This is a genomic window from Variovorax sp. LjRoot84 (genome assembly GCF_964254305.1).
GTDB lineage: Bacteria > Pseudomonadota > Gammaproteobacteria > Burkholderiales > Burkholderiaceae_C > Variovorax.
The window spans coordinates 4218136-4241207 of record NZ_CAXUTE020000001.1 but is presented as its reverse complement, the minus strand read 5'-3'; the positions used below and the strand labels follow the sequence as shown (position 1 = coordinate 4241207).

Below are 23072 nucleotides of genomic sequence, written 5' to 3'. Positions count from 1 at the left end.
TTAGTACCAAAGGACAAGGCTTGCGGCAGCAAGACCGCGAATCCTATAATCAACCGAACGGTCGGTCAATTATTGAACTCGCCCTTTTGGCCGATCAATCCTCACACCTCAGCACCACGATGGACGAACCCCTGGTACGCATCACACAGTCTGGCGCCGTGCGCACGCTCCAGCTCAACCGGCCGGAAGCGCTCAACAGCTTCAACTCCCAACTGCATGCCGCGCTCATGGCGGCGCTCGACGAGGCGGCGGCCGACAGTGCCGTGCGCTGCGTGGTGCTCGGCGGCGCAGGGCGTGCCTTCTGCGCCGGCCAGGACCTGGCCGACCCGATGGTCGCGCCCGACTACACGCCCGGTGCGCCGCCCAAGGACCTGGCCCACGTCATCGAATCGCTCTACGCACCGCTGGTGCTGCGCCTGCGCTCGATGCCGGTGCCGGTGATCGCCGAGGTCCACGGCGTCGCGGCCGGTGCGGGCGCCAACCTCGCGCTGGCCTGCGATCTCGTCGTGGCCGGGCGCTCCGCGAGCTTCATCCAGGCCTTTACCAAGATCGGGCTGGTGCCCGACACCGGCGGCAGCTGGCTGCTGCCGCGGCTCGTGGGCCAAGCGCGTGCGCTCGGCCTCGCCCTGCTGGGCGAGAAGCTGCCGGCCGCCGAGGCCGCCCAGATGGGCCTGATCTGGAAGTGCGTGGAAGACGCCGAGCTGGCGCTCACGGTCGAGACCCTGGCCACGCGCCTGGCCGACATGCCGATTGCTGCACTGGTCGCCACGCGCCAGGCGCTGGCCGATGCGCAGCAGCTCGATCTGGAGTCCGCGCTCGCGATGGAAGCCAGGCTGCAAGGCGGCCTGGGTGCCGCCAACGACTACCGCGAGGGCGTCGAAGCCTTCCGCGCCAAGCGCCCGCCGCGCTTCACCGACCGCTGAGGAGTTCCGTCGATGAGCGAGACCCATCCCCAACACACCGCCGAACGCGTGCGCGATGCCATGTTCGCCAACGACCGCGCCGTGCGCGGTCTCGGCATGGAGGTCGAGGCCATCGGGCCAGGCCGCGCCGACATCGCCATGACCGTGCGCGAAGACATGCTCAACGGCCACGACATCTGCCACGGCGGCTTCATCTCGACCCTGGCCGATTCGGCCTTCGCCTATGCCTGCAACTCCTACAACGAGGTGACCGTCGCCTCGGGATTCGGCATCGATTTCGTCGCGCCGGCGCGCCACGGCGACCGGCTGGTTGCGCGCTGCGTCGAAGTGTCGAAGGCGGGCCGCATGGGCGTCTACGACACCGAGGTCCTGAATCAGCGCGGCGAGCGGATCGCGGTGTTCCGCGGACGCTCCTACACGATCAAAGGCAAGCCCGTCGTTGCGGCTTGAAGAGAAGGAGACACCCCCATGCCCGTTCAACGCCCGGCACCCGGCGACCTCGAGGCGATCGAGAAGGCCAGTCGCGACGAGATCGCCGCGCTGCAGCTGCAGCGCCTGCAGTCCAGCCTGCAGCGCGCCTACGACAAGGTGCCGCACTACCGCAAGGCCTTCGATGAAAAAGGCGTGCACCCCGGCGACCTCAAGCAATTGAGCGACCTCGCGAAGTTTCCGTTCACCGTCAAGAAGGACTTGCGCGACAACTACCCCTTCGGCCTCTTCGCCGTGCCGCGAGAACAGGTCGCGCGCATCCATGCGTCTTCCGGCACCACCGGCAAGCCGACGGTGGTGGGCTACACCTTGAAGGACATCGACAACTGGGCCGACCTGGTGGCGCGCTCGATCCGCGCGGCGGGCGGACGGCCCGGCGACATCGTGCACGTGGCCTACGGCTACGGCCTCTTCACCGGCGGACTGGGCGCGCACTACGGCGCCGAGCGCGCGGGCTGCACCGTGATCCCGATGTCGGGCGGCCAGACCGAGAAGCAAGTGCAGCTGATCCGCGACCTTCGGCCCGACATCATCATGGTCACGCCCAGCTACATGCAGGTGATCATCGAGGAGTTTCAGCGCCAGGGGCTGGACCCGCGCGAGAACTCGCTCAAGGTCGGCATCTTCGGCGCCGAACCATGGACCGAGGCGATGCGCCGCGAGATCGAGGCCAAGGGCGGCATGGACGCGGTCGACATCTACGGCCTCTCGGAAGTGATGGGTCCCGGCGTCGCCAGCGAGTGCATCGAGAGCAAGGACGGGCCCGTGGTCTGGGAAGACCATTTCTATCCCGAGATCATCGATCCCGAGACCGGCAAGGTGCTGCCGGACGGCGAAGAGGGCGAGCTCGTCTTCACCTCGCTGACCAAGGAAGCGCTGCCCATCGTCCGCTACCGCACGCGCGACCTCACGCGCCTCTTGCCGCCCACCTCGCGCAGCTTCCGCCGCATGGGAAAGATCGTCGGGCGCAGCGACGACATGCTGATCATCCGCGGCGTCAACGTGTTCCCGACGCAGATCGAGGAGATCGTGCTCGCGCACGAGAAGCTCTCGGGCCAGTACCTGATCAAGGTCGGGCGCGAGGGCCATCTCGACAGCGTGGAGCTGCATTGCGAAGTGCAGGCCGGCGCCGGCGACCTCGGCGACGCCGAACGCGAGCAGATCGCGCAATGGGTGCAGCAGCGCGTGAAGACCATGGTCGGCATCTCGACCACCGTGCTGGTGAAACGCCCCGACTCGATCGAACGCACGCTGACCGGCAAGGCCCGGCGCGTGGTCGACGAGCGCCCCAAGACCTGAAAGGAAAGCGTCATGTACACCCAAGCCATGGACACCATGGGCAAGGAATCCGGCGACGGCAAGAAGGTCGTCCGGTCGGCGGAGGAAATGGTTCTCGAGCAGCGCTTCGACGAACGCATCGATGCCGGCGGCTTCATCGAGGCCAAGGACTGGATGCCCGAGCACTACCGCAAGACGCTGGTGCGCCAGATCAGCCAGCATGCGCATTCCGAGATCGTCGGCATGCTGCCCGAAGGCAACTGGATCAGCCGCGCGCCCACGCTCAAGCGCAAGGCCATCCTCTTGGCCAAGGTGCAGGACGAGGGCGGCCACGGCCTGTACCTCTATGCCGCGGCCGAGACGCTCGGCACCAGCCGCGACCAGATGCTCGATGCGCTGCACACGGGAAAGGCCAAGTACAGCTCGATCTTCAACTACCCCACGCTGACCTGGGCCGACATGGGCACCATCGGCTGGCTGGTCGACGGCGCGGCGATCATGAACCAGGTGCCGATCTGTCGCTGCTCCTACGCGCCCTATGCGCGCGCGATGATCCGCATCTGCCGCGAGGAGAGCTTTCACCAGCGCCAGGGCTACGAGGCGCTGCTCACGATGATGCAGCACGGCACCGAGGCGCAGAAGGCCATGGTGCAGGACGCGGTGAACCGCTGGTGGTGGCCGTCCGTGATGATGTTCGGCCCGCCCGACGAGCAGTCGCCCAACAGTGCGCAATCGATGCGCTGGGGCATCAAGCGTTTCTCCAACGACGACCTGCGCCAGAAGTTCATCGATGCCGCGGTCGAACAGGCCAAGGTGCTCGGCGTGACCTTGCCCGACCCCGATCTCAAGTGGAACGAGGAGCGCCAGGCGCACGACCATGGGCCGATCGACTGGAACGAGTTCTGGCGCGTGATCGGCGGCGACGGCCCGTGCAACCGCGAACGCCTTGGCGCCCGCGTGAAGGCCTGGGAAGAGGGCGCCTGGGTGCGCGAAGCGGCGCTGGCGCATGCGCGAAAACAGAATCACCTGAAGGAGGCCGCATGACAACCGATCAAGAGTGGCCGCTGTGGGAAGTGTTCGTGCGCAGCAAGGCGGGCCTGGACCACAAGCATTGCGGCAGCCTGCACGCGCCCGACCCCAAGATGGCGCTGCAGATGGCGCGCGACGTCTACACCCGGCGCCAGGAAGGCGTGAGCGTGTGGGTGGTGCGCTCCGACCAGATCGTGGCCAGCGATCCGGGCGACAAGGACATGTTCTTCGATCCGGCGGAAGACAAGGTCTACCGCCATCCCACCTTCTACGTGCTGCCCAAGTCCGTCGACCACATGTGAACTGAGGCCCCATGCAAGCATCCATCGAACTCGACCGCAGCCCTGCCGTGCAGTACCTGCTGCGCATCGCCGACACCTGCCTGATCCTGGCCCAACGCCTTGGCGAGTGGTGCGGCCACGCGCCGGCGCTCGAAGAAGACATCGCCATGAGCAACATGGCGCTCGATCTCGTAGGCCAGGCGCGTGCGCTGCTCACCCGGGCCGGCCAGATCGAAGGCCGCGCGCATGATGAAGACCTGCTCGCCTTCCTGCGCGACGAGCGCGACTATTTCAATCTCACGCTGGTCGAGCTGCCGCGCGGCGACTTCGCCTTCAGCGTGCTGCGCAACGCGATGGTCGCGACGCTGCTCAAGCTGCTGTGGGAGCGCCTGGCATCGTCGAGCGACGAGGAGGTCGCCGCCATCGCGGGCAAGGCGATCAAGGAAGCGCGCTACCACCAGCAGCATTCGGCCGACTGGGTGGTGCGCCTGGGCGACGGCACGGACGAATCGCATGCGCGCATGGAGGCTGCGCTGAAGGAGCTGTGGCGCTTCGTGCCCGAACTGTTCGCCTCGGACGCCGTGGACGAGGAAGCCAGCGCCAGCGGCCTGGGCCCGGCGTGGGCGGTGTTGCGCGAAGCCTGGTTCGCCGAGATGGGCGCCGTGCTCGACGAGGCCTTGCTCGTGCCGCCGGCCGAGTCGGCCTTCCTGAGCACCGGCAAGCACGGCGTGCACAGCGAGCACATGGGCTACATCCTGGCCGAGATGCAGCATCTGCAGCGCGCTTATCCGGGGGGTGTATGGTGAATGTTGCCGCCTTCGCCCCGACGCGTTGCGAGCAGGCGTGGGAGGTGCTCGGCACCGTGCTCGATCCCGAAGTGCCGGCCCTTTCGGTGTGCGATCTCGGCATCGTGCGCGACGTGATCGAGCGGGGCGATGCACTCGAAGTCGTGCTGACGCCGACCTACTCCGGCTGCCCCGCAACCGAAGTGATCGAGCGCGACGTGCTCGAAGCCATCGAGAAAGCAGGCCTCGGTCCGGCCCATGTCACGCTGCAGCGCGCGCCGGCCTGGACCACCGACTGGATCAGCGCGGAAGGCCGGCGCAAGCTCTCCGAATACGGCATTGCACCGCCCGGACCGGTGGCGCCGGGCGATGCCGTCCCGATCCGCATCTTCGGGCGCGGGACCGGCGCGGCCGTTGCCTGCCCGCGCTGCGGCAGCCGGCACACCGAGCGGCTGTCTGCCTTCGGCGCCACCGCCTGCAAGTCGCTCTACCGCTGCCTTGCCTGCCGGGAACCGTTCGAACACTTCAAGCCGATATGAGCGTCATCTTCCACCCCCTGCGCGTGCGCAGGATCGAGCCCGACACCTCCGAGGCCGTGATCGTCTCCTTCGACGTGCCGGAGGAATTGCGCGAGGTCTTCGGCTTCACGCAGGGCCAGTACCTCACGCTGCGCAAGGAGATCGACGGCCAGGACCTGCGGCGCTCCTATTCGATCTGCGCCGGCGTCGACGACGGCGAGCTGCGCGTCGGCGTGCGCAAGGTACAGGGCGGCACCTTCTCCAACTGGATCAACAGCGCGCTCCAGCCGGGCGACACGCTGCAGGTCATGGCGCCGGAGGGGCGCTTCTTCGTGCCGATCGAGCCCGAGGCCCACCGCCACCACGTGGGCATCGCGGGCGGCAGCGGCATCACGCCCATCCTCTCGATCATGAAGACCGTGCTGGCGCGCGAGCCCTTCGCCCGCTTCACGCTGATCTACGGCAACCGTTCACTCAAGTCCACGATGTTCAAGGAGGAGATCGAGGACCTCAAGAACCGCTACATGACGCGGGTCGCGCTGCAGCACGTGTTCTCCGACGAGCACACCGACGTGCCGATCAACATGGGCGTGATGAACCGCGAGAAGATCGCCGAGTTCCTCGAAGGCCTGGTGCCCGCCGGGCAGATCGACCATGTCTACATCTGCGGGCCCTTCCAGATGAACGACGAGGCCGAGGCGGCACTGCTCGCGGCCGGCGTGCCCGAGGAGCGCATCCATATCGAGCGCTTCGGCATCGCCCAACCCGCCGGGCCGGTCGGCGCCGTGGTGCACGAGGCGCAGCCCGGCGATGCCGAGCAGGCGCGCATCACCATCGTGCGCGACGGACTCAGCCGCGAAATCCCGTTCGCCAAGGGCCAGCCGAGTATCCTCGACGCCGCCTCTTCGGCGGGCCTGGAGGTGCCGTATTCATGCACCTCGGGCGTGTGCGGCACCTGCCGTGCCAAGCTGCTGGAAGGGGAAGTGCGGATGGAGCGCAACTTCGCGCTCGACAAGAATGAGGTGGCGGGCGGCTTCATCCTGACCTGCCAGGCGCATCCCTTGACCGAGCGCGTGGTGTTGTCCTTCGACGAACGCTGAAGCGGCCGCAATCTTTTAACCAACGGAGACCTTCATGAAATCATTCACCCGCCTCGGCGTGGCGCTCCTGTGCGCCATGGCCTTTGCCGCGCAGGCCGACGTCAACGTCGGCGTCACGCTGTCGGCGACGGGCCCGGCCGCTTCGCTCGGCATCCCCGAGAAGAACACCATCGGCCTGATGCCCAAGACCATCGGCGGCCAGAAGATCAACTACATCGTGCTCGACGACGCATCCGACACCACCGCGGCGGTGTCGAACACGCGCAAGCTGATCAGCGAGAACAAGGTCGACATCGTGATCGGATCGACCGTCACGCCCAACTCGCTGGCCATGATCGACGTGGTGGCCGAGGAGAAGGTGCCGATGATCTCGATGGCGGCTTCGGCGCGCATCGTCGAGCCCGTGGACGAGAAGCGCAAGTGGGTCTTCAAGACGCCGCAGAACGACATCATGATGTCGCTCGCCATCGCCGAGCACATGGCGGCCAACGGCGTCAAGACGGTCGGCTTCATCGGCTTCTCCGACGCCTACGGCGAAGGCTGGTTCCAGGAGTTCGGCAAGGCCGCCGCGCTCAAGAAGCTGCAGGTGACGGCGAACGAGCGCTACGCGCGCAGCGACACCTCGGTCACGGGTCAGACGCTGAAGCTGATCTCTGCCAAGCCCGATGCGGTGCTGATCGCCGGCTCCGGCACGCCGGCCGCGCTGCCGCAGAAGACGCTCAAGGAGCGCGGCTATGCCGGCAAGATCTACCAGACCCACGGCGTCGCGAACGCCGACTTCCTGCGCGTCGGCGGCAAGGACGTCGAAGGCACGCTGCTGCCCTCCGGCCCGATGCTGGTGGCGGCGCAACTGCCCGATTCGCATCCGCTGAAGAAGTCGGCGCTGGCCTACGTCAACGCCTACGAGGCGGCCAACGGCAAGGGCAGCGTCTCGACCTTCGGCGGCCACGCCTGGGATGCAGGCCTGCTGATGAGCGCCGCGATTCCGGCCGCGCTCAAGAAGGCGCAGCCCGGCACGCCGGCTTTCCGTGCCGCCTTGCGCGACGCGCTCGAGTCGGTGAAGGACGTTCCCGGCGCCCATGGCATCTTCACCATGTCGCCCACGGACCATCTGGGTCTGGACCAGCGCGCGCGCGTGATGGTCAAGATCGAGAACGGTACCTGGAAATACCAGCCTCAAGACTGACCTTCAACCGGAGCGTGCGTGCGAGCGCGTACGCGGGCCGGGGGCCTGCGTGCGCCACGCCGGAGTGGATGCATGGACTTGCAAATCGCCCTGATACTGGGGCAGGACGGTATCGTGAACGGGGCGATCTACGGGCTCATGGCGCTGGCGCTGGTGCTCGTGTTCTCGGTCACCCGCGTCATCTTCATTCCCCAGGGCGAGTTCGTCGCCTTCAGTGCCCTGTCGGTGGTTGCCTTGCAGGCCGGTCGCGTGCCGGCCACGCTGTGGCTGCTGGTGGCGCTGGCCGTGATGGCGCTGGTGGTGGAGCTGTGGCGATGGAAGCGGGGTGCCGCGGTCGACTGGGCATCGACGCTCGCCTGGTGCGTGGTGCTGCCGCTGGTGGCTTGCGCGCTGGTGCTGCTGCTGCGCCCGGAATCGCTGGTGATGCAGACGTTGACGGCGCTCGCGGTGATCGTGCCGCTCGGCCCGCTGCTCTATCGGCTGGCCTACCGGCCGCTGGCCGATGCCACCGTGCTCACGCTCTTGATCGTATCGGTGGCGTTGCACGGTGTGCTGGTCGGCCTGGGCCTGCTCTTCTTCGGCGCCGAGGGTTCGCGCACGCCGGCCTTCTCGGACCTGCGGCTCGACCTCGGCGGCGTGGCGTTGACGGGCCAATCGCTCGTGGTGGTCGCGGTCACCGCCGCGCTGGTGGTGCTGATGTTTCTTTTCTTCGAACGCTCGATCGTCGGCAAGGCGCTGCGCGCCACCGCGATCAACCGCGTCGGCGCGCGGCTGATGGGCATTCCCACCGGCCTCTCGGGTGACCTGAGCTTCGCGCTGGCGGCGGCGATCGGCGCGGTCTCGGGCCTCCTGATCGCGCCGCTGACCACCATCTACTACGACACCGGCTTCCTGATCGGCCTCAAGGGCTTCGTGGCTGCCATCGTCGGCGGCCTGGCCAGCTATCCGCTGGCGCTGGTGGGCGCGCTGATCGTGGGCCAGCTCGAGGCCTTCTCCTCCTTCTGGGCCAGCGCCTTCAAGGAGGTCTTCGTCTTCACGCTGATCATCCCGGTGCTCTGGTGGCGCTCGCTGAGCAGCCGCCATGTGGAGGACGAGGAATGACGCGCCGGCATATGGCCATCGCCTTCGTCGTCCTGCTCGCGGCGGTGTGGGGTTTCCTGCCGGACTTTTCGGTCACCGTGCTCAGCTACATCGGCCTCTACGCGCTGGTCGCGGCCGGCCTCGTGATGCTGACCGGCGTGGGCGGCATGACTTCCTTCGGCCAGGCCGCCTTCGTCGGCACCGGCGCCTACGCGACCGCCTGGGTCTGCACCTCGCCCGCGGTCGCCGCCGCGATCGGCACGGTCGTGAGCCCCGCGCTGCTGCCGTGGATCGGGCTCCTGTTCGGCATCCTCGTGACCTTCTTCGTGGCCTGGGGGCTGGGCGCGATCACGCTGCGGCTTTCCGGGCACTACTTGCCGCTGTGCACCATCGCCTGGGGCCTGAGCTTCTACTTCCTGTTCGGCAACCTGGAATTCCTGGGCGGCCACACCGGCGTGGCCGGCGTGCCGCCGATCGTGGTGGCCGGCCTGTCCTTCGCATCGCCGCGCTCGTTGGGCCTGGTGATCTGGGGCGTGCTGCTGCTCGCGCTGTGGGCGTTGCACAACCTGCTGGATTCGCGCGAGGGCCGTGCCATCCGCGCGCTGAAGGGCGGCCGCGTGATGGCCGAATCGATGGGCGTGGACACCGCGCGCTACCGCATCAAGGTCTTCGTGCTGGCAGCGCTGCTGGCGGCGGTGTCGGGCTGGCTCTATGCGCACATGCAGCGCTTCATCAACCCCACGCCCTTCAACCTCAACATCGGCATCGAGTACCTCTTCATGGCGGTGGTCGGCGGCGCCGGCCATCTCTGGGGCGCGGTGCTCGGCGCCGCGCTGATCACCTTGTTGAAAGAGCAGCTGCAGGACATCCTGCCGCGCCTGCTGGGCTCCAGCGGCAACTTCGAGGTGATCGTGTTCGGCCTCCTGATGCTGGTGGTGCTGCAGCGCTTTGCCGACGGCCTGTGGCCGACCGTGGCGCGCCTGGGCGGGCGCTTCCTGAAGCCGGTGAAGCCGCGTGCTCCGCGCCAGACGCTCACGTTGCCCGAGGCCACCTTGCCGCCGCGCGGGCAGGTCGTGCTGCAGGCCGACGCCGTGACCAAGCGCTTCGGCGGCCTGGTCGCCAACGACGCGGTCAGCATGGATGTGAAGGCGGGCGAGATCCACGCGCTGATCGGTCCCAACGGCGCCGGCAAGAGCACCTTCTTCAACATGATTTCGGGCGTGGACGATCCCACCTCGGGCGAGGTGCGGCTGATGGACCGGCCGATGACCGGCCAGCCCTCGCGCGCCTTCGCCGCGCTGGGCCTGGGTCGGACCTTCCAGCACGTGCGTCTGCTGGGCCAGCGCCGCGTGATCGAGAACGTCGCGCTCGGCGCGCACCGCCGCGGGCGGCGCGGATGGATCGCCTCCATGCTGCGCCTGGATCGCGCGGAAGAGGCCGCCTTGCTCGCGCAGGCGCGGCGCCAGCTCGAGCGCTGCGGGCTCGGCGAGTTCGTGGAAGTGCCGGCGGGCTCGCTGGCGCTGGGCCAGCAGCGCGTGATCGAGATCGCACGCGCATTGGCGGGCCATCCCGCGGTGCTGCTGCTCGACGAGCCGGCCGCGGGCCTGCGCCACCTGGAAAAGCGCGCGCTCGCCACCCTGCTCGACCAGCTGCGCGCCGAGGGTCTGGCGATCCTGGTGGTCGAGCACGACATGGAGTTCGTCATGAACCTGGCCGACCGCGTGACTGTGCTGGAGTTCGGCGCCGTCATCGCACGCGGAACGCCGCTCGAAGTGCAGGCCGATCCGAAGGTGCTGGACGCCTATCTCGGTGGCGTCGACGAGCCGGCGGAGCAAAAGCTGATGGAGCAGGTGGCATGAGCAAGGCACTCCTCCAACTCGAAGACTTCTGCGTCTCCTACGGCGCGGTGGAAGCCGTGCACCACATCGACCTGCGCGTCGACGCGGGCGAGATCGTCACGGTGATCGGGCCCAACGGCGCGGGCAAGACCACGCTGCTGTGCGCCGCGATGGGCTTGCTTCCTTCGCGCGGCGGCGTGCTGCTCGACGGCGAGCGCATGGCGCGCACCAGCGTGGAAGCGATGGTGGCGCGCGGCGTAGGCCTGGTGCCGGAAAAGCGCGAGCTCTTCGGCGAGATGTCGGTCGAGGACAACCTGCTTCTGGGCGGCTTCTCGCGCTGGTGGCGCGGCGAGCGCGACCAGCGCCAGCGCATGACGGAGGTCTTCGGCATCTTCCCGCGCCTGCAGGAGCGTCGCGCGCAGCTCGCGTCCACGCTGTCCGGCGGCGAGCGGCAGATGCTCGCGATCGGCCGCGCGCTGATGGCGCGGCCGCGCCTGCTGATGCTCGACGAGCCCTCGCTCGGCCTCGCGCCGCTGATCGTGCGCGAGGTGCTGCAGGTGGTGTCCTCGCTGCGCCAGCATGGCGTCTCGGTGCTGCTGGTGGAGCAGAACGCCCGCGCCGCGCTGCAGGTGGCGGACCGTGCCTACGTGCTCGAAATGGGCGCGGTCGCGCTGCAGGGACCGGCCAAGGAGCTGCTGCACGACCGCCGCATCATCGACACCTACCTGGGGCTGGGCGCGCGCACCGACGAAACGCCGGCGCGATAGCTAGGCCAGCAGCGCCTTCAGCTTCGCACTGGTGAAGGGCACGCTGCGCAGCCGCACGCCGGTGGCGTCGAACACCGCGTTGGCCAGCGCCGCCGGCACCGGGCTGGAAGCCGCTTCGCCCGCACCCAGCGGCGGCTCTTCGCGCCGGTCGATCAGTTCGATCTCCAGCCGCGGCACTTCGGTGAAGTTCAGCAGCGGGTAGCTGACCCAGTCGACGCTGGTGACGCGCGAGCGGTCGAAGGTGGTCTCCTCGTGCAGCGTGCGCGAGAGCGTCTGCAGGATGTTGCCCTCGACCTGGGCGCGCACGGCGTCGGGGTTGATCATCAGCCCGCAGTCGTGGGCGCAGCAGACCCGGCGCACCGCGATCTCGCCGTTCTTGCGGTCGACCTCGACCTCCATCGCGATGGCGACATAGGTCTCGTTGTTCTTATAGTGGATATAGGCCATGCCGCGGCCCCTCGCGATGCCGCCGCCGCGCGTGGCGGCAGGCGAGGGCCGGGCCTGCCAGCCGATCATCCGGCCCGCGCGCCGGATCACCTCGGCGCCGCGCGGGTTCGCGGTGTCGCGCAGGCGGAAGGCCAGCGGGTCCATGCGCGCCTTCGCCGCCAGTTCGTCGACGAAGCTCTCGACCGCGAAGCAGTTCGCGACCTTGCCCGGCGCGCGGATGTTGGAAGGCCTGAGCGGCGCCGGCCCCAGCCAGTGCGCCGTGACCTTGACCGCGTTCGCGCCGTAGGGCGGATCGCCGTTCTGCGACACCAGCCCGACGGACTGGCCCACCGGCTGGCGCAGGCCGGCGGCGAGCGGCGACAGCAGCGGTATCCATTCGAGGTTGGCCGTGGCGCGCGGCACCCACATGTCGGTTTCCCAGGCGTCGATGCGGCCCTCCGGCGTCAGCGTGGCCTTCATGTCGAGCAGCTGCGGCGGGCCCTTCGGGTCCCAGCCCAGCTCGTCCTCGCGACTCCACTGCACGCGCACCGGCCGGCCGACCGCCTTCGACAGCAGCACCGCATCGGCCGCCGCGTCGTCGTGCCCGTTCATGCCGTAGCAGCCGGCGCCGTCGAGGTAGACCACGCGCAGCTTGTCGCGCGGCAGCTCGACCAGTGCCGCGAAGACGTTGAGGAAGCGATGGCTGGCCTGCGACGCCGTCCACACCGTGCCGCCGTCGGGGCGCACGTCGGCCACGGCGCACGAGGGGCCGATCGAGCCGTGCGACTGGATCGGCCACGCATAGCTCGCGCGCAGCACGTCCGCCGCATCGCGCAGGCCGGCCAGGCGTTGCGCGTCGCCCTTCGACGCGATGACTTCCTCGGCCACGAAGGGGCCGCTGCGGGCCCAGTCGACCAGCGCCGCGTGGCCGATCAGTGGCGCGCTGTCGCTCCATCGCAGCTCGAGTTCGCGCGCCGCGCGCACCGCGGCCCATTCGTCGGGGCTCACGACGCCGACGAAATCGGCGATGCGCACCACGCGCACGCCGGGCAGCCGAGCCACCGAAGCCTCGTTGACCGACAACAGCTTCGCGCCCACCGCCGGCGGCCGCAGCACGCGGCCGTGCAGCATGCCGGGCACCACGTGGTCGTGCACGTAGACATGGCGGCCGGTCACCTTGGCCGGCACGTCGGGCCGCGGCAGCGAGCGGCCGACCAGCACGTACTGCGAAGGCCGCTTGAGCGGTGCCTTCGGATTCATCTTCAGCTCGAAGCCGCGGCCGCCCAGGAGGACGGAGCAGCCGATGCTGCGGCCGTCGGCCGCGCGCACCGCGCCGTCGGCGAGCGTGAGCTGTTCGGGCGGCAGTTGCAGCTGCTGTGCCGCCGCCGCAATCAGCGCCTCGCGCGCCGTCGCCGCGGCCTGGCGCAGCTCGACGCCGCCGCGCATCACGCCGGTGCTGCCGGCCGTGGGCCCCTGGTTGGGCGTCAGCGCCGTGTCGCCCTCGATGAGCTCGATGCGCTCGACACCCACGCCGAGTTCCTCGCCCACCATCTGCCGCATTGCGATGCGGTGGCCGGTGCCGAGGTCGACCTTGCCCGAGTAGACGACCACGGTGCCGTCGGCACGCAGCGCCAGGAAGGAATCGACCTCGCCGAGCGCGAGCGAGCGTTGCGCGCCGGCGATCGGCTGTGCATGCGCGGGCTGAATGGGCACGAGCCCGCAGCCCACGACCAGTGCGCCGGCTTCGAGCAGGGCGCGGCGTGTCAGCATGAGCGTCTCCATGCTCAGGCCCTCCCTGAATCGGCAGCGCGCTGCACGGCGCGCAACACCCGCTCGTGCGAGCCGCAGCGGCAGAGGTTGCCGGCGAGCGCCTGCTTGGCCTCGTCGCGGCTCGGCCGCGGCACGGCGCGCAGCAGCGCGACGGCCGTCATCACCATGCCGTTGGTGCAGTAGCCGCACTGCGCGGCCTGCTCGGCGATGAAGGCAGCTTGCACGGCGTGCGGCTTCTCGGGCGAACCCAGCCCTTCGGCCGTGACGACGCGGCGCCCGGCCGCATCGGCGATGCGAATGCTGCACGAGCGCACAGGCATGTCGTCGAGCAGCACGGTGCAGGCGCCGCACTGCGCGAGCCCGCATCCGAACTTGGCCGCATGCAGGCCCAGGTCGTTGCGCAGCGCGTAGAGCAGCGGCATGTCCGGATCCCAGGCCTCGATGCTTTTCGAGGCGCCATTGACGATGAGGGTGATGCTGGGCATGCGGACCTCCTTGGGCGGCGGTGCAGGTTGCCACAGCGTGCCCATCGCATCAAGCGACGTCCGGCATCGGGTCCATGACGAATTCTTTCAGGCTAATACCTTCGTAAGCCGCGCCAGATATGCGTTTGTCGCTATGGATTTGATAGCCAATTTGTCATCGACTCGCCTTAACATCGGCCGGTTTTTTCAACTCGCAAGAAAGGCGAACAACATGAGTGAATGGCTCTATCAGGTCACCGGCAAGGCTTGGCTCGCGCTGCTGTTCGGCATCGGCATCCTCGGGTGGGCCGGCTATGCGCAGTGGAAGGCCTCCGCCGACACGCACGGCACCGCGGTCGAAGACCTGGTCGTGCGCAGCGGCTCGATCACCGGCGGCAGCGAGGTCACCGAAACGTCCAAGCGCCGCCGCGGCGGCACGACGACCCGCCGCTACTTCGTGCTCGATGCCAAGCTGGCCAACGGCAGCACCGAGAAATGGCGCGTCGACAACGCGGTCGGGCGCAGCAAGCTCGAACCGCTGATCGACGAGGCCATCGAGGTCAGGCTCGATCCGTCGGACAACAACATGGTCTACGAGATCAAGCATAAGGGCCGCACCGTGGTCTCCCTCGCCGACGTCCAGAAGATCATGGAATCGAAGGACAAGGTGGCCGCCACGATGGCCACCGACAAGGTGACGCTGGTCCTCGGCCTGATTGCCTTGCTGCTGGGCATCGTCGGCCTGGTGATCCGCCAGCGCCTGAACAAGGGGCTCGCCGCGGCGCAGGCCGCTGCCGTGCCCACGCCGGCCATCGGCGAAAAAACCTAGTTGTCGATCACCTTGCGGGCGAAGCGTTCCAGGTAGTCGAGCAGCCTGTTCGCGCCCGCGACGGCTGCCGCCTCGTCGCCGGTGGCGATGCCCTGGGCGAGTTCCATGTGGGCCTTGGCGGCTTCGACGATCTCGCCCTCGTGCTGGTAGGCGTACCAGAAGCGGCGGCACTGCACGATCAGCGGCGCCACGCTCTTGACGGCGGAGTGGTTCTGGCTGGCCTGGTGATTCACGCGGTCGAGCTCGTGGTCGGCCTGCATGTAGTCGTCCAGGTGGCCGCGTGCGGCTGCCTTGACCATCTTTTCGGCGCAACGCAGGATTTCCTTGCGCTGCGCGGCGGTGGCCCGGCGTGCCGAGCAGCAGGCGATGAGTATTTCCAGCACGCGCCGCGTCTGCAGCACATCGAGATGGTCGGCCAGATCGATGCTGGAGACCAGCAGGCCGCGCCGCGGCTGCTGCACGATCAGCCCGATCGAGCTCATGCGCAGCAGTGCCTCCCGCACCGGCGTGCGGCCGAGCCCGGTACGTTCGGCGATCTCGGCCTCGACCACCTGGCTGCCGGGTTCGAGTTGCAGCGTGCATATCAACGCCTCTATCGCGTCGTAGGCGATGTCGGCGGCGCGCCGCGGGGCGGCGGCACTTGGGAAAGACGTGGCTGCAACGGGCATCGTGGAGGGCTGAGGCTGGGGTCGGAAAGGCGGTCGCATTCTCCCATCGGCAGCGACCGGGTGGCGAAGGGGGCCTGGCTTACAGTGCGGCGCCGATCTTGCGCAGTTCGGCGATCTGCGGCGCCTTGGGCAACCAGAGCTTGTCGAACTCCCGGATGACCGGCGCAGGGTCGAAGCCGCTGTCGCTCTTGAAAGCGATGCCGCTCGCCTTGAACTTGTCGATCAGCCCGAGCTCCGTGGTCACGATGTCCTTGATCTGCGCGTCGAGCGATTGCTTGATCAGGTCGCGGATCAGCTCCTTGTCCTTCGCATCCAGCGTCTGCCAGATCCGGCCCGACACCAGCGGCGCGAAAGGCATGAAGAGCGCGTTCATCGGAAGCAGCACCTTCGACACCCGGTCGAAGCGCTGGTTCCACGAGAACTCGATGTCGGCCTCGAGGCCGTCCACCTGGCCGTTGGACATGGCATCGAACACGGCGGGCGTGGGAATGGGCGTGGGTGCCGCGCCCAGCAACTGATAGAAGTCGCGGTACACCGGCGTCGGATTGATGCGCAGCTTCAGGCCCTTGAGCTCGGTCGGGGTCGAGATGTTCTTGGTCGAGAACACCACGCGCATGCCGGTGATGCCCCAGCCCAGGCCGATGGTCCCGGTTTCGCGCGGCAGCACCTCGAGCAGCTTCAGCGCGGCCGGCGTGCGCACCAGCGTGGCGACGTTGGTGGTCGAACGCACCAGGTAGGGCGCATTGATGGCTGCCACGCTCGCGACGCGCGAGCCCAGCTCGGCCGCCTGGATCCAGCCCATGTCCAGCGCGCCCGATTGCAGTTGCTGCATCATGGCCGACTCGTTGCCCAGCTGGCCCGAGTGGAACACCGTGGCGCTCAGGCGGCCGTCGGTGGCCTTCTTCAGCGCCTCGCCGAAGCCCAGCGCCGCGCGGTTCCACGAATGGCCCGCCGGCGTGATGAGGCCGAGTCGGAAATCCTTGGCCGCGGCCGCGCGCGACGGCGTACTGAAGAGAAGGGACGAGGCGGCGGTGCCGGCCGCAGCCTGGACGAAGTGTCGGCGTGAGAGGGACATGCAATGCTCCGGTTGGGGGGAAGAAAAGAGGCCTACTTGAGAAGACCGAGCGACAGGCTCGGGAAGAGCGACAACAGCACCAGCGCCACGCAGCAGATGAGGAAGAAGGGCAGCGTGACGATGAACATCTTTCCGGGCTTGGCGCCGGTGACCGCGGCGGCGACGAAGAAGCTCAGGCCGACGGGCGGCGTCATCAGCCCCAGCACGAGGTTCACCACCACCACCACGCCGAAGTGGCGCGGGTCGATGCCGTAGATCTCGGTGGCGATCGGCAGCAGGATCGGCACCGTCATGATCAGGCCGGGAATGCCGTCGATCACCGTGCCGATCACCAGCAGGATCGCGTTCGCGAGCAGCAGAAAGGTGACCGGGTCTTTGGCGACGGTCTGGATCCATGCCGCAATGGCCTGCGGCACCTTGCCGTAGATCAAGAGCCAGGAGAACACCGCCGCGGCGGCCACCAGGAACAGCACGACCGCCGAGTAGATCGCCGACTTGAGCAGGATCTCCGGCATCGTCCTGAAGCTGAATTCCTTCGTCACGTAACGCCCGACCAGGGCCGCGGCCAGCGCGCCGACGGCCGCGGCCTCGGTGGGGTTGGCGAAGCCGGTGAGGATGGAGCCGACGATCACGATCGGGATCAAGAGCGTGGGGCAGGCCGTCGCAATGGTGTGCAGCCGCTGCCGGAGGGTCCGCTTCTCGGTGCGCGGATAGTTGTAGATCACGCCCATGCAGGCGATCACGACGAAGAACAGCAGCGTGAGCACGATGCCGGGCAGGATGCCGGCGATCAGCATGTCGCCGACCGCGACCTGCGCCAGCACGCTGTAGACCACGAACATCACCGATGGCGGGATGATCGGGCCGAGCATGCCGCCATACACGGTGAGGCCGGCGGCGAAGGTCTTGTCGTAGCCCTTCTTCTCCATCTCCGGCACCATGATCTGGCTCATGATGGCCACCTGCGCAGTGGCCGAGCCGATGATCGAGGACACCAGCATGTTGGCGAGGATGTTCACGTAGGCGAGGCCGCCCTTGACCGAGCCGATGAAGGCCAGAGCCAGGTCGACCAGGCGCCTGGTGATGCCGCCGCCGTTCATGATCTCGCCGATCAGGATGAACAGCGGAATCGCGATCAGGCCGTAGCTGTCGATCCCTGAGAACATCTGCAGGGGATAGGACTGGAACAGCACCGTGTCCCCGGAATTCAGGATGTAGACGATGCCGGCCAGGCACAGGCAGGCGCCGATGGGCACGCCGATCAGCATCACGACGAGGAAGAATGCGGAGGTCAGCATCTCAGTTCACCGCGTCGGCGTTGAGCACGTGGAACTCGCGGTGCACGCGCTTGGGCTGCAGGCCGAGGTCTTCCAGCAGGTTGGCCAGCGCATGCACGCTGAGCGTGAGCGAGAAGATCGGCAGGATCAGCTGCACGACCCAGGTCGGCCAGTTCAGCGTCTGCGTGGTCTCGGTGTAGAGGAAGTTGAAGGACTCGGCCGCGTAGTCCTTCGCATCGAAGCCGTGGCGCGCGATGCCCACCGGGTCCATCCAGACCCAGCACATCGCCAGCAGCCCGAAGCCGAGCAGCAGCACGCCGCCGGAGGCGCAGGCCTTGGCGGCCGCCGCTGCCTTGGCGCCGAGCTTGTCGGTCAAGAGCGTCACGGCGAAGTCCAGCCGCAGCCGGGTCATCGCCGAGGCGCCGATGAAGGTGAGCCAGACCACCGAGTACACCGATGCCTCGTCCACCCAGTAGAGCGGTACGCCCGTGTAGCGCGTGACCACGTTCAGCAGGATCAGCGCGACGAGCAGGCCCATGAGGCCGGTGAGCAGATAGCGTTCGCAGCGCAGGATCGCGTCCGAGGCATCGAGCACGAAGCGGCTGATGCCCGGCGGTCCGAGGGCGTTGTTGTTCATGGCGTTCTTGCGGCCTGGCGGTGCTGCGGCCCGGATCAGGCGACCGACCGGTACTGCGCCGGGCGGGTCGCGAGCGCCTTGCCGACGATGGCTTCGATCGCTGCGCGTTCCTCGCCGACGAGCGGCAGGCGCGGGCGGCGCATGTGCTCGGTGCCGACGCCGACCAGCAGGTCGATGAGCTTCAGGTTCTGCACCAGCTTGGTCGACACGTCGAGATGGAGCATCGGCGTCATCCACTGATAGAGCTTGAGCGCTTCGGCGAACTGGCCGGCCTTCATCAGGTCGTAGAGCGCCACGGTCTCGCGCGGAAAGGCGCAGCCGACGCCGGCGAGCAGGCCGTCGCAACCCAGCGCCAGGCCTTCGTAGGCCAGGTCGTCCACGCCCAGGAAGAGCTGGTAGCGGTCGCCCAAGGTGTTGCGCAGGTCGGTGATGCGGCGGATGTTGTCGGTGCTCTCCTTGATGGCGACGATCCATTCGCAATCGGCCAGCTCGACCATGTGTTCGGGCTTCAGGTCGACGCGGTAGGCGACCGGGTTGTTGTAGACCATCACCGGCTTCTGCGCGGCTTCGGCCATGGTGCGCACGTTGAGCATCGCCTCCCGCGCGTCGGCCACGTAGATCACGGAGGGCATCACCATGTAGCCGGCGACGCCGAGCTTGTTGGCGCCGTCGATGTAGCGCAGCGCTTCGCGCGTGCTGGTCTCCGAGACATTGGCCAGCACCGGCACGCGGCCGTCGCTGGCTTCCAGCGCGATCCTGGCGACCTCCAGCTTTTCCTCCAGCGTCAGCGTGCTGGCCTCGCCGAGCGAGCCGCAAGTGACGAGGCCGTGAATGCCGTTCCTGATCTGGAAGTCGATGTGCTTCGCGGTGCCTTCGGCATCGATGCGCTCGTCGGCGTGGAATTTGGTGGTGATGGCGGGGAAGATGCCTTGCCAGCGGGGGTTGCTCACGTGCTTGCTCCTGGGGATGGATAGGGTTGGAAGTGTCTTTTAAATATATTAGTGAGATATTAGAAATATCTTGTCAGGGTATTTAGCAGGTTGCATGCCAGGGTGTTTTGATGGAAATGGCGGGTACGGGGGCCGCGGCGCGGCATGGCGATGCAAGGCGCATCGTTGAAGTGCGCGGCGCGCACTTGTTTGGTCCGTCAGGGAAGCAGCGTCACTTCGGCCGCTTGAAGCTCCACCACGGCAGCAGGGCGTTCAGCGACTGCACCTCGCCGCTGCCGGCGCTCTCGTAGCCGGCGAGCGTGCCGAGGCGGTGCTGCCACGCTGCGCCGCGCAGCAGCGTGAGCAGGGCCAGGATCGCGGGCTGGTCGAGCGCCGACTTGAGGCAGGCCAGGTGATAGCGCTCGTGGACCAGCGGCACGAAGCCCAGGCCCGCGCTGCGCGCGACCGATTCGATCCCGAGCCCGGCGTCGGCCTGGCCGGCCGCCACCGCGTGGGCGACGGCCGCATGCGAAGGCTCGCAGTGCGCATAGCCTTCGAGCGCATCGGCGTCGAGCTTCTGCGCTTCGAGCAGCTCGTCGAGCAGCACGCGCGTGCCGGTGCCGAGCGCGCGGTTCACGTAGCGTGCGCGCCGGCTCGCGACATCGGCCAGGCTGCGCAGGCCCAGCGGATTGCCCGGCGCGACGATCAGGCCCTGCGTGCGCCGCGCGAAGCCGATGATCTTGTGCAGCCCGGGCTTGAGCAGCGGCTTGTAGGTGCGCTGCGCCAGCGAGCCGCGCGGCGGCCGCTCCAGTGTGTGGAAGCCCGCCATCACGCAACGCCCCTCATTGAGCGCGCTGATCGCGTCCACGCTGCCGGTGAAGCGAATGTCGAGCTGCAGGTGCGCGCTCTCGGCCGCGTGCGCGCGCAGCAGCACCAGCGCATCGTCATGGCTCGCATGCAGGCTCAGCACGTGGATGCTGTCGTCGAAGGCGAGCGCGAAGGCGCGTTCGAGATCGGCATGCAGCGCCTCGATCTGCGGTGCGAGCCGGGCCTGCGCCTGGCGCTCGGCCCACAGGAGCTTGTCGCCGAACTCGGAGAGCTGCGCCGAGCGGCCCTGCGCGCCGGTCACGAGCGGATGGCCCAGCGTCTGCTCCCAGCGCTTGAGCTCGCCCCACACATGGCGGTACGACAGGCCCAGCACCCGTGACGCGGCCGAGATGGAGCCGTGCTCGCGCACCGCGTGCAGCAGCTCCATGAGCGGATTGCGGATCAGCGTCCGGCCGTTGCGGCGCGGTGCGATGGCATAGGAGAGTTCGATCTGTTGCACGGAGAAAAGAGGAGGGCGGGATGCCGCGAAGGATTATGCAGAGGCCGACCCTGACCTATGCATGCGATTGCATAAGTCGGCTCCCTGCATTTGCCGATACTGCCCGGCTCCCGAATCCACCACCTGCATGAACACCTTTACCGACAGCGCCGCCGCGGCCTGGCAGCTCGTCGTCTCGGCCGATCCGGTGCTGCTCGCCATCGTCGGGCGCTCGCTGGCCGTCAGCGGCACCGCCTGCGTGCTGGCCTGCGGCTTCGGCCTGCTTCTGGGGGCCTGGCTCGCGGTGGCGCGCTTCCCCGGCCGCGGCCTGCTGCTCACGCTGCTCAACACGCTGCTGGCGCTGCCCTCGGTGGTGGTAGGGCTGGTGATCTACCTGCTGCTCTCGCGCTCGGGGCCGCTGGGCTTCCTGGGCTGGCTGTTCACCTTCAAGGCCATGGTGCTGGCGCAGGCGCTGCTGGTGCTGCCGGTGGTCACGGCCCTCACGCGCCAGACCGTCGAGGACGCCGATCGCGCACATGGCGAGCAGCTGCGCTCGCTCGGCGCCGGCGGGCTGGTGCGCGCGCTGCTCCTGGTGTGGGACGAGCGCTATGCGTTGATCACGGTGCTGATCGCTGCCTTCGGCCGCGCGGTGTCCGAGGTCGGCGCCGTGATGATCGTCGGCGGCAACATCGACGGCTTCACGCGCGTGATGACCACCGCGATCGCGCTCGAGACCAGCAAGGGCGACCTGCCGCTCGCGCTTGCGCTCGGGCTGGTGCTGCTGGGCGTGGTGCTGCTGCTCAACCTCGCGATCTCGGCCGTGCGCGGCTGGCGCGAGCGCGTCGACGGCGGCGCGGCCGATGCAGCAGCGGCGCGGCGGGTGGAGGTGCTGTCGTGAGCGAAGCGCTCTTCAGCCTGCACGAGATCGACGTGCATTACGGCCGTGTGCCGGCGCTGGTCCGCGCCACGCTGTCCATCCATGCCGGCGAGCGCGTCGCGCTGATCGGCGCCAACGGCAGCGGCAAGAGCACGCTGCTGCGCGTGCTGCACGGGCTGGTGCCGCATGCGTCCGGCGCCTTCGTCGGCAAGGTGCCGCTGCGTGCGCAGGCCATGCTGTTCCAGCGGCCGCACATGCTGCGCATGAGCGTGCGCAACAACGTCGCGCTCGCGCTCTGGCTGCATGGCGCGCCATGGCGCAGCGCGCAGCGCGAGGCCACGGCGGCGCTCGGGCGCGTCGGCCTTGCCGCGCTGGCCGGCCGCAACGCCCGCACGTTGTCGGGCGGCCAGCAGCAGCGCATGGCGCTGGCGCGCGCCTGGGCGTTGAAGCCGGCCGTGCTGCTGCTCGACGAACCGACGGCGAGCCTGGATCCCACGGCCAAGCGCGAGGTCGAAGCCCTGATCGCCGATGCGGCGCACGGCCGCACGCTGGTGTTCGCAAGCCACAACCTCGGCCAGGTCAAGCGGCTCGCGAGCCGCGTGATCTATCTGGAGCACGGCCGCGTGCTGGCCGACCTGCCGGTACACGATTTCTTCAATGGGCCGTTGCCGGAAGAGGCCCGTCTGTTCGTCAAAGGAGAGTTGGTATGAAGTCAATCAAGTTTCTTGCGCTCGCGCTCGTCCTCTCGGCCGGCGCCTTCTCGGCGAATGCCGAGACCATCACCATGGCGTCCACCACCTCGACCGAGCAGTCGGGCCTGTTCTCGCACCTGCTGCCGGCCTTCAAGCAGGCCAGCAACATCGACATCAAGGTGGTCGCGGTCGGCACGGGCCAGGCGATCGACATGGCCAGGCGCGGCGATGCCGACGTGCTCTTCGTGCACGACACGGCGGCCGAGGAGAAGTTCGTTGCCGAGGGCTTTGCGGCCAGGCGCTTCCCGGTCATGTACAACGACTTCGTGCTGGTCGGGCCGAAGAACGACCCGGCCGCGGTGAAAGGCAAGGACATCGCCGCCGCGCTCAAGAAGGTCGCGACCAGCAATGCGGCCTTCGTCTCGCGCGGCGACAAGAGCGGCACCGATGCCGCCGAGCGCCGACTGTGGACGCAGGCTGGCGCCGACGCAGGCCAGCAAGTGCCCAACGACAAGAAGGGCGCGGGCTACAGGGAATGCGGCTGCGGGATGGGCCCGGCGCTCAACATCGCGGCCTCGAGCAATGCCTACGTGCTGGCCGACCGCGGCACCTGGCTGAGCTTCAAGAACCGCGCCGACCTGGCGGTGCTGGTGGAAGGCGACAAACGCCTCTTCAACCAGTACGGCGTGATGGTCGTGAGCCCGGCGAAGTTTCCGCAACTCAACAGCGCCGGCGCGCAGAAGTTTGTCGACTGGGTGATCTCGCCGGCCGGGCAGTCGACCATCGCCAGCTACAAGATCGGCGGCGAGCAGCTGTTCTTTCCCAATGCGGGCCAGTAGGGGCTGGCG

General features: G+C 68.3%; 24 protein-coding genes. 16 read left to right on the top strand and 8 right to left on the bottom strand.

All coding sequences use genetic code 11. The annotated features are described in order from the left end of the window. The first annotated feature begins 119 nt into the window (after positions 1 to 119). The 12 genes from ACSQ9I_RS21130 (at position 120) to ACSQ9I_RS21075 (ending at position 11274) form a co-directional block, all read left to right on the top strand. Positions 120 to 923, top strand: a complete 804-nt coding sequence (locus tag ACSQ9I_RS21130) for an enoyl-CoA hydratase-related protein (RefSeq protein ID WP_093103265.1) — start codon at positions 120 to 122, stop codon at positions 921 to 923. Between the two features lie 12 nt (positions 924 to 935). Further along, positions 936 to 1373: a hydroxyphenylacetyl-CoA thioesterase PaaI gene (gene paaI / locus ACSQ9I_RS21125; RefSeq protein ID WP_093102965.1), complete on the top strand. Its 438-nt coding sequence runs from the start codon at positions 936 to 938 to the stop codon at positions 1371 to 1373. A gap of 18 nt (positions 1374 to 1391) precedes the next feature. After that, positions 1392 to 2711: a phenylacetate--CoA ligase PaaK gene (gene paaK, locus ACSQ9I_RS21120; RefSeq protein WP_436304829.1), complete on the top strand. Its 1320-nt coding sequence runs from the start codon at positions 1392 to 1394 to the stop codon at positions 2709 to 2711. A gap of 12 nt (positions 2712 to 2723) precedes the next feature. Further along, complete coding sequence (gene paaA, locus ACSQ9I_RS21115; RefSeq protein WP_436304828.1) at positions 2724 to 3734, top strand: 1,2-phenylacetyl-CoA epoxidase subunit PaaA; 1011 nt, start codon at positions 2724 to 2726, stop codon at positions 3732 to 3734. Continuing rightward, on the top strand, positions 3731 to 4021 hold the full coding sequence (gene paaB, locus ACSQ9I_RS21110) for a 1,2-phenylacetyl-CoA epoxidase subunit PaaB (protein ID WP_093102970.1): 291 nt from the start codon (positions 3731 to 3733) through the stop codon (positions 4019 to 4021). Before paaA ends, paaB begins: the two co-directional genes overlap by 4 nt. Before the next feature lie 11 nt (positions 4022 to 4032). After that, complete coding sequence (gene paaC, locus ACSQ9I_RS21105; RefSeq protein WP_436314340.1) at positions 4033 to 4806, top strand: 1,2-phenylacetyl-CoA epoxidase subunit PaaC; 774 nt, start codon at positions 4033 to 4035, stop codon at positions 4804 to 4806. Further along, entirely contained in the window at positions 4800 to 5324 is a 525-nt protein-coding gene (gene paaD / locus ACSQ9I_RS21100) for a 1,2-phenylacetyl-CoA epoxidase subunit PaaD (RefSeq protein ID WP_093102973.1), read from the top strand. Before paaC ends, paaD begins: the two co-directional genes overlap by 7 nt. Beyond that, entirely contained in the window at positions 5321 to 6403 is a 1083-nt protein-coding gene (gene paaE, locus ACSQ9I_RS21095; protein WP_093102974.1) for a 1,2-phenylacetyl-CoA epoxidase subunit PaaE, read from the top strand. The genes paaD and paaE overlap by 4 nt, the downstream gene beginning before the upstream one ends. Before the next feature lie 34 nt (positions 6404 to 6437). Next, positions 6438 to 7589 carry an ABC transporter substrate-binding protein gene (locus tag ACSQ9I_RS21090; RefSeq protein WP_093102976.1) on the top strand — a complete coding sequence of 384 codons (1152 nt, stop codon included), beginning with the start codon at positions 6438 to 6440 and terminating at the stop codon, positions 7587 to 7589. A 72-nt stretch (positions 7590 to 7661) separates the two neighbouring features. Continuing rightward, positions 7662 to 8690 (top strand): branched-chain amino acid ABC transporter permease, encoded by a 1029-nt coding sequence (locus ACSQ9I_RS21085; protein ID WP_436314339.1) that lies wholly within the window; start codon positions 7662 to 7664, stop codon positions 8688 to 8690. Then, positions 8687 to 10528: a branched-chain amino acid ABC transporter ATP-binding protein/permease gene (locus tag ACSQ9I_RS21080; RefSeq protein ID WP_093102979.1), complete on the top strand. Its 1842-nt coding sequence runs from the start codon at positions 8687 to 8689 to the stop codon at positions 10526 to 10528. The genes ACSQ9I_RS21085 and ACSQ9I_RS21080 overlap by 4 nt, the downstream gene beginning before the upstream one ends. Further along, positions 10525 to 11274, top strand: coding sequence for an ABC transporter ATP-binding protein (locus tag ACSQ9I_RS21075; protein WP_093102981.1), 750 nt, complete (start codon positions 10525 to 10527; stop codon positions 11272 to 11274). Before ACSQ9I_RS21080 ends, ACSQ9I_RS21075 begins: the two co-directional genes overlap by 4 nt. Here the strand turns inward: ACSQ9I_RS21075 and ACSQ9I_RS21070 are convergent, their stop codons facing one another. Together ACSQ9I_RS21070 and ACSQ9I_RS21065 are read right to left on the bottom strand one after the other, a co-directional pair. Beyond that, the gene (locus ACSQ9I_RS21070; RefSeq protein ID WP_436314338.1) at positions 11275 to 13470 is read right to left on the bottom strand and encodes a molybdopterin cofactor-binding domain-containing protein; all 2196 of its coding nucleotides are present in this window, start codon (positions 13468 to 13470) and stop codon (positions 11275 to 11277) included. A 14-nt stretch (positions 13471 to 13484) separates the two neighbouring features. After that, the gene (locus ACSQ9I_RS21065; protein WP_436304822.1) at positions 13485 to 13955 is read right to left on the bottom strand and encodes a (2Fe-2S)-binding protein; all 471 of its coding nucleotides are present in this window, start codon (positions 13953 to 13955) and stop codon (positions 13485 to 13487) included. 211 nt (positions 13956 to 14166) lie between these two features. Here ACSQ9I_RS21065 and ACSQ9I_RS21060 point away from each other — a divergent pair, with 211 nt between their 5' ends. Continuing rightward, positions 14167 to 14763, top strand: coding sequence for a hypothetical protein (locus tag ACSQ9I_RS21060; protein WP_436314337.1), 597 nt, complete (start codon positions 14167 to 14169; stop codon positions 14761 to 14763). On the opposite strand, the gene ACSQ9I_RS21055 is transcribed toward ACSQ9I_RS21060, so the two are convergent. The 6 genes from ACSQ9I_RS21055 to ACSQ9I_RS21030 form a co-directional block, all read right to left on the bottom strand. Continuing rightward, positions 14760 to 15431, bottom strand: a complete 672-nt coding sequence (locus tag ACSQ9I_RS21055; protein ID WP_436314336.1) for a GntR family transcriptional regulator — start codon at positions 15429 to 15431, stop codon at positions 14760 to 14762. The two genes, ACSQ9I_RS21060 and ACSQ9I_RS21055, sit on opposite strands and share 4 nt — an antisense overlap. Positions 15432 to 15510: 79 nt before the next feature. Then, positions 15511 to 16506: a TRAP transporter substrate-binding protein gene (locus tag ACSQ9I_RS21050; protein ID WP_093102985.1), complete on the bottom strand. Its 996-nt coding sequence runs from the start codon at positions 16504 to 16506 to the stop codon at positions 15511 to 15513. Positions 16507 to 16538: 32 nt separating this feature from the next. Further along, entirely contained in the window at positions 16539 to 17804 is a 1266-nt protein-coding gene (locus ACSQ9I_RS21045; RefSeq protein WP_436314335.1) for a TRAP transporter large permease, read from the bottom strand. 1 nt (position 17805) lies between these two features. Continuing rightward, positions 17806 to 18420 carry a TRAP transporter small permease gene (locus tag ACSQ9I_RS21040; protein WP_093102988.1) on the bottom strand — a complete coding sequence of 205 codons (615 nt, stop codon included), beginning with the start codon at positions 18418 to 18420 and terminating at the stop codon, positions 17806 to 17808. A 35-nt stretch (positions 18421 to 18455) separates the two neighbouring features. Beyond that, on the bottom strand, positions 18456 to 19370 hold the full coding sequence (locus ACSQ9I_RS21035; RefSeq protein ID WP_436314334.1) for a dihydrodipicolinate synthase family protein: 915 nt from the start codon (positions 19368 to 19370) through the stop codon (positions 18456 to 18458). A gap of 211 nt (positions 19371 to 19581) precedes the next feature. Continuing rightward, on the bottom strand, positions 19582 to 20676 hold the full coding sequence (locus ACSQ9I_RS21030) for a substrate-binding domain-containing protein (protein ID WP_093102992.1): 1095 nt from the start codon (positions 20674 to 20676) through the stop codon (positions 19582 to 19584). A gap of 127 nt (positions 20677 to 20803) precedes the next feature. Between ACSQ9I_RS21030 and ACSQ9I_RS21025 the strand changes: the two genes are divergently transcribed. The 3 genes from ACSQ9I_RS21025 to ACSQ9I_RS21015 are packed head-to-tail and all read left to right on the top strand — an operon-like array spanning position 20804 to position 23063. Next, a complete protein-coding gene (locus tag ACSQ9I_RS21025) occupies positions 20804 to 21553 on the top strand; it encodes an ABC transporter permease (RefSeq protein WP_436314333.1) in 750 nt (249 codons plus the stop codon). Further along, positions 21550 to 22242 carry an ABC transporter ATP-binding protein gene (locus tag ACSQ9I_RS21020; RefSeq protein ID WP_093102995.1) on the top strand — a complete coding sequence of 231 codons (693 nt, stop codon included), beginning with the start codon at positions 21550 to 21552 and terminating at the stop codon, positions 22240 to 22242. The genes ACSQ9I_RS21025 and ACSQ9I_RS21020 overlap by 4 nt, the downstream gene beginning before the upstream one ends. Then, complete coding sequence (locus ACSQ9I_RS21015) at positions 22239 to 23063, top strand: extracellular solute-binding protein (RefSeq protein ID WP_436314332.1); 825 nt, start codon at positions 22239 to 22241, stop codon at positions 23061 to 23063. Before ACSQ9I_RS21020 ends, ACSQ9I_RS21015 begins: the two co-directional genes overlap by 4 nt. Positions 23064 to 23072: the final 9 nt, after the last annotated feature.

Bases quoted from the DNA above. Each gene is read 5' to 3' on its own strand.
- ACSQ9I_RS21130 (WP_093103265.1), top strand. From the start codon at position 120: ATGGACGAACCCCTGGTACGCATCACACAGTCTGGCGCCGTGCGCACG.
- paaI (WP_093102965.1), top strand. From the start codon at position 936: ATGAGCGAGACCCATCCCCAACACACCGCCGAACGCGTGCGCGATGCC.
- paaK (WP_436304829.1), top strand. From the start codon at position 1,392: ATGCCCGTTCAACGCCCGGCACCCGGCGACCTCGAGGCGATCGAGAAG.
- paaA (WP_436304828.1), top strand. From the start codon at position 2,724: ATGTACACCCAAGCCATGGACACCATGGGCAAGGAATCCGGCGACGGC.
- paaB (WP_093102970.1), top strand. From the start codon at position 3,731: ATGACAACCGATCAAGAGTGGCCGCTGTGGGAAGTGTTCGTGCGCAGC.
- paaC (WP_436314340.1), top strand. From the start codon at position 4,033: ATGCAAGCATCCATCGAACTCGACCGCAGCCCTGCCGTGCAGTACCTG.
- paaD (WP_093102973.1), top strand. From the start codon at position 4,800: ATGGTGAATGTTGCCGCCTTCGCCCCGACGCGTTGCGAGCAGGCGTGG.
- paaE (WP_093102974.1), top strand. From the start codon at position 5,321: ATGAGCGTCATCTTCCACCCCCTGCGCGTGCGCAGGATCGAGCCCGAC.
- ACSQ9I_RS21090 (WP_093102976.1), top strand. From the start codon at position 6,438: ATGAAATCATTCACCCGCCTCGGCGTGGCGCTCCTGTGCGCCATGGCC.
- ACSQ9I_RS21085 (WP_436314339.1), top strand. From the start codon at position 7,662: ATGGACTTGCAAATCGCCCTGATACTGGGGCAGGACGGTATCGTGAAC.
- ACSQ9I_RS21080 (WP_093102979.1), top strand. From the start codon at position 8,687: ATGACGCGCCGGCATATGGCCATCGCCTTCGTCGTCCTGCTCGCGGCG.
- ACSQ9I_RS21075 (WP_093102981.1), top strand. From the start codon at position 10,525: ATGAGCAAGGCACTCCTCCAACTCGAAGACTTCTGCGTCTCCTACGGC.
- ACSQ9I_RS21070 (WP_436314338.1), bottom strand. From the start codon at position 13,470: ATGCTGACACGCCGCGCCCTGCTCGAAGCCGGCGCACTGGTCGTGGGC.
- ACSQ9I_RS21065 (WP_436304822.1), bottom strand. From the start codon at position 13,955: ATGCCCAGCATCACCCTCATCGTCAATGGCGCCTCGAAAAGCATCGAG.
- ACSQ9I_RS21060 (WP_436314337.1), top strand. From the start codon at position 14,167: ATGAGTGAATGGCTCTATCAGGTCACCGGCAAGGCTTGGCTCGCGCTG.
- ACSQ9I_RS21055 (WP_436314336.1), bottom strand. From the start codon at position 15,431: ATGCCCGTTGCAGCCACGTCTTTCCCAAGTGCCGCCGCCCCGCGGCGC.
- ACSQ9I_RS21050 (WP_093102985.1), bottom strand. From the start codon at position 16,506: ATGTCCCTCTCACGCCGACACTTCGTCCAGGCTGCGGCCGGCACCGCC.
- ACSQ9I_RS21045 (WP_436314335.1), bottom strand. From the start codon at position 17,804: ATGCTGACCTCCGCATTCTTCCTCGTCGTGATGCTGATCGGCGTGCCC.
- ACSQ9I_RS21040 (WP_093102988.1), bottom strand. From the start codon at position 18,420: ATGAACAACAACGCCCTCGGACCGCCGGGCATCAGCCGCTTCGTGCTC.
- ACSQ9I_RS21025 (WP_436314333.1), top strand. From the start codon at position 20,804: ATGAACACCTTTACCGACAGCGCCGCCGCGGCCTGGCAGCTCGTCGTC.
- ACSQ9I_RS21015 (WP_436314332.1), top strand. From the start codon at position 22,239: ATGAAGTCAATCAAGTTTCTTGCGCTCGCGCTCGTCCTCTCGGCCGGC.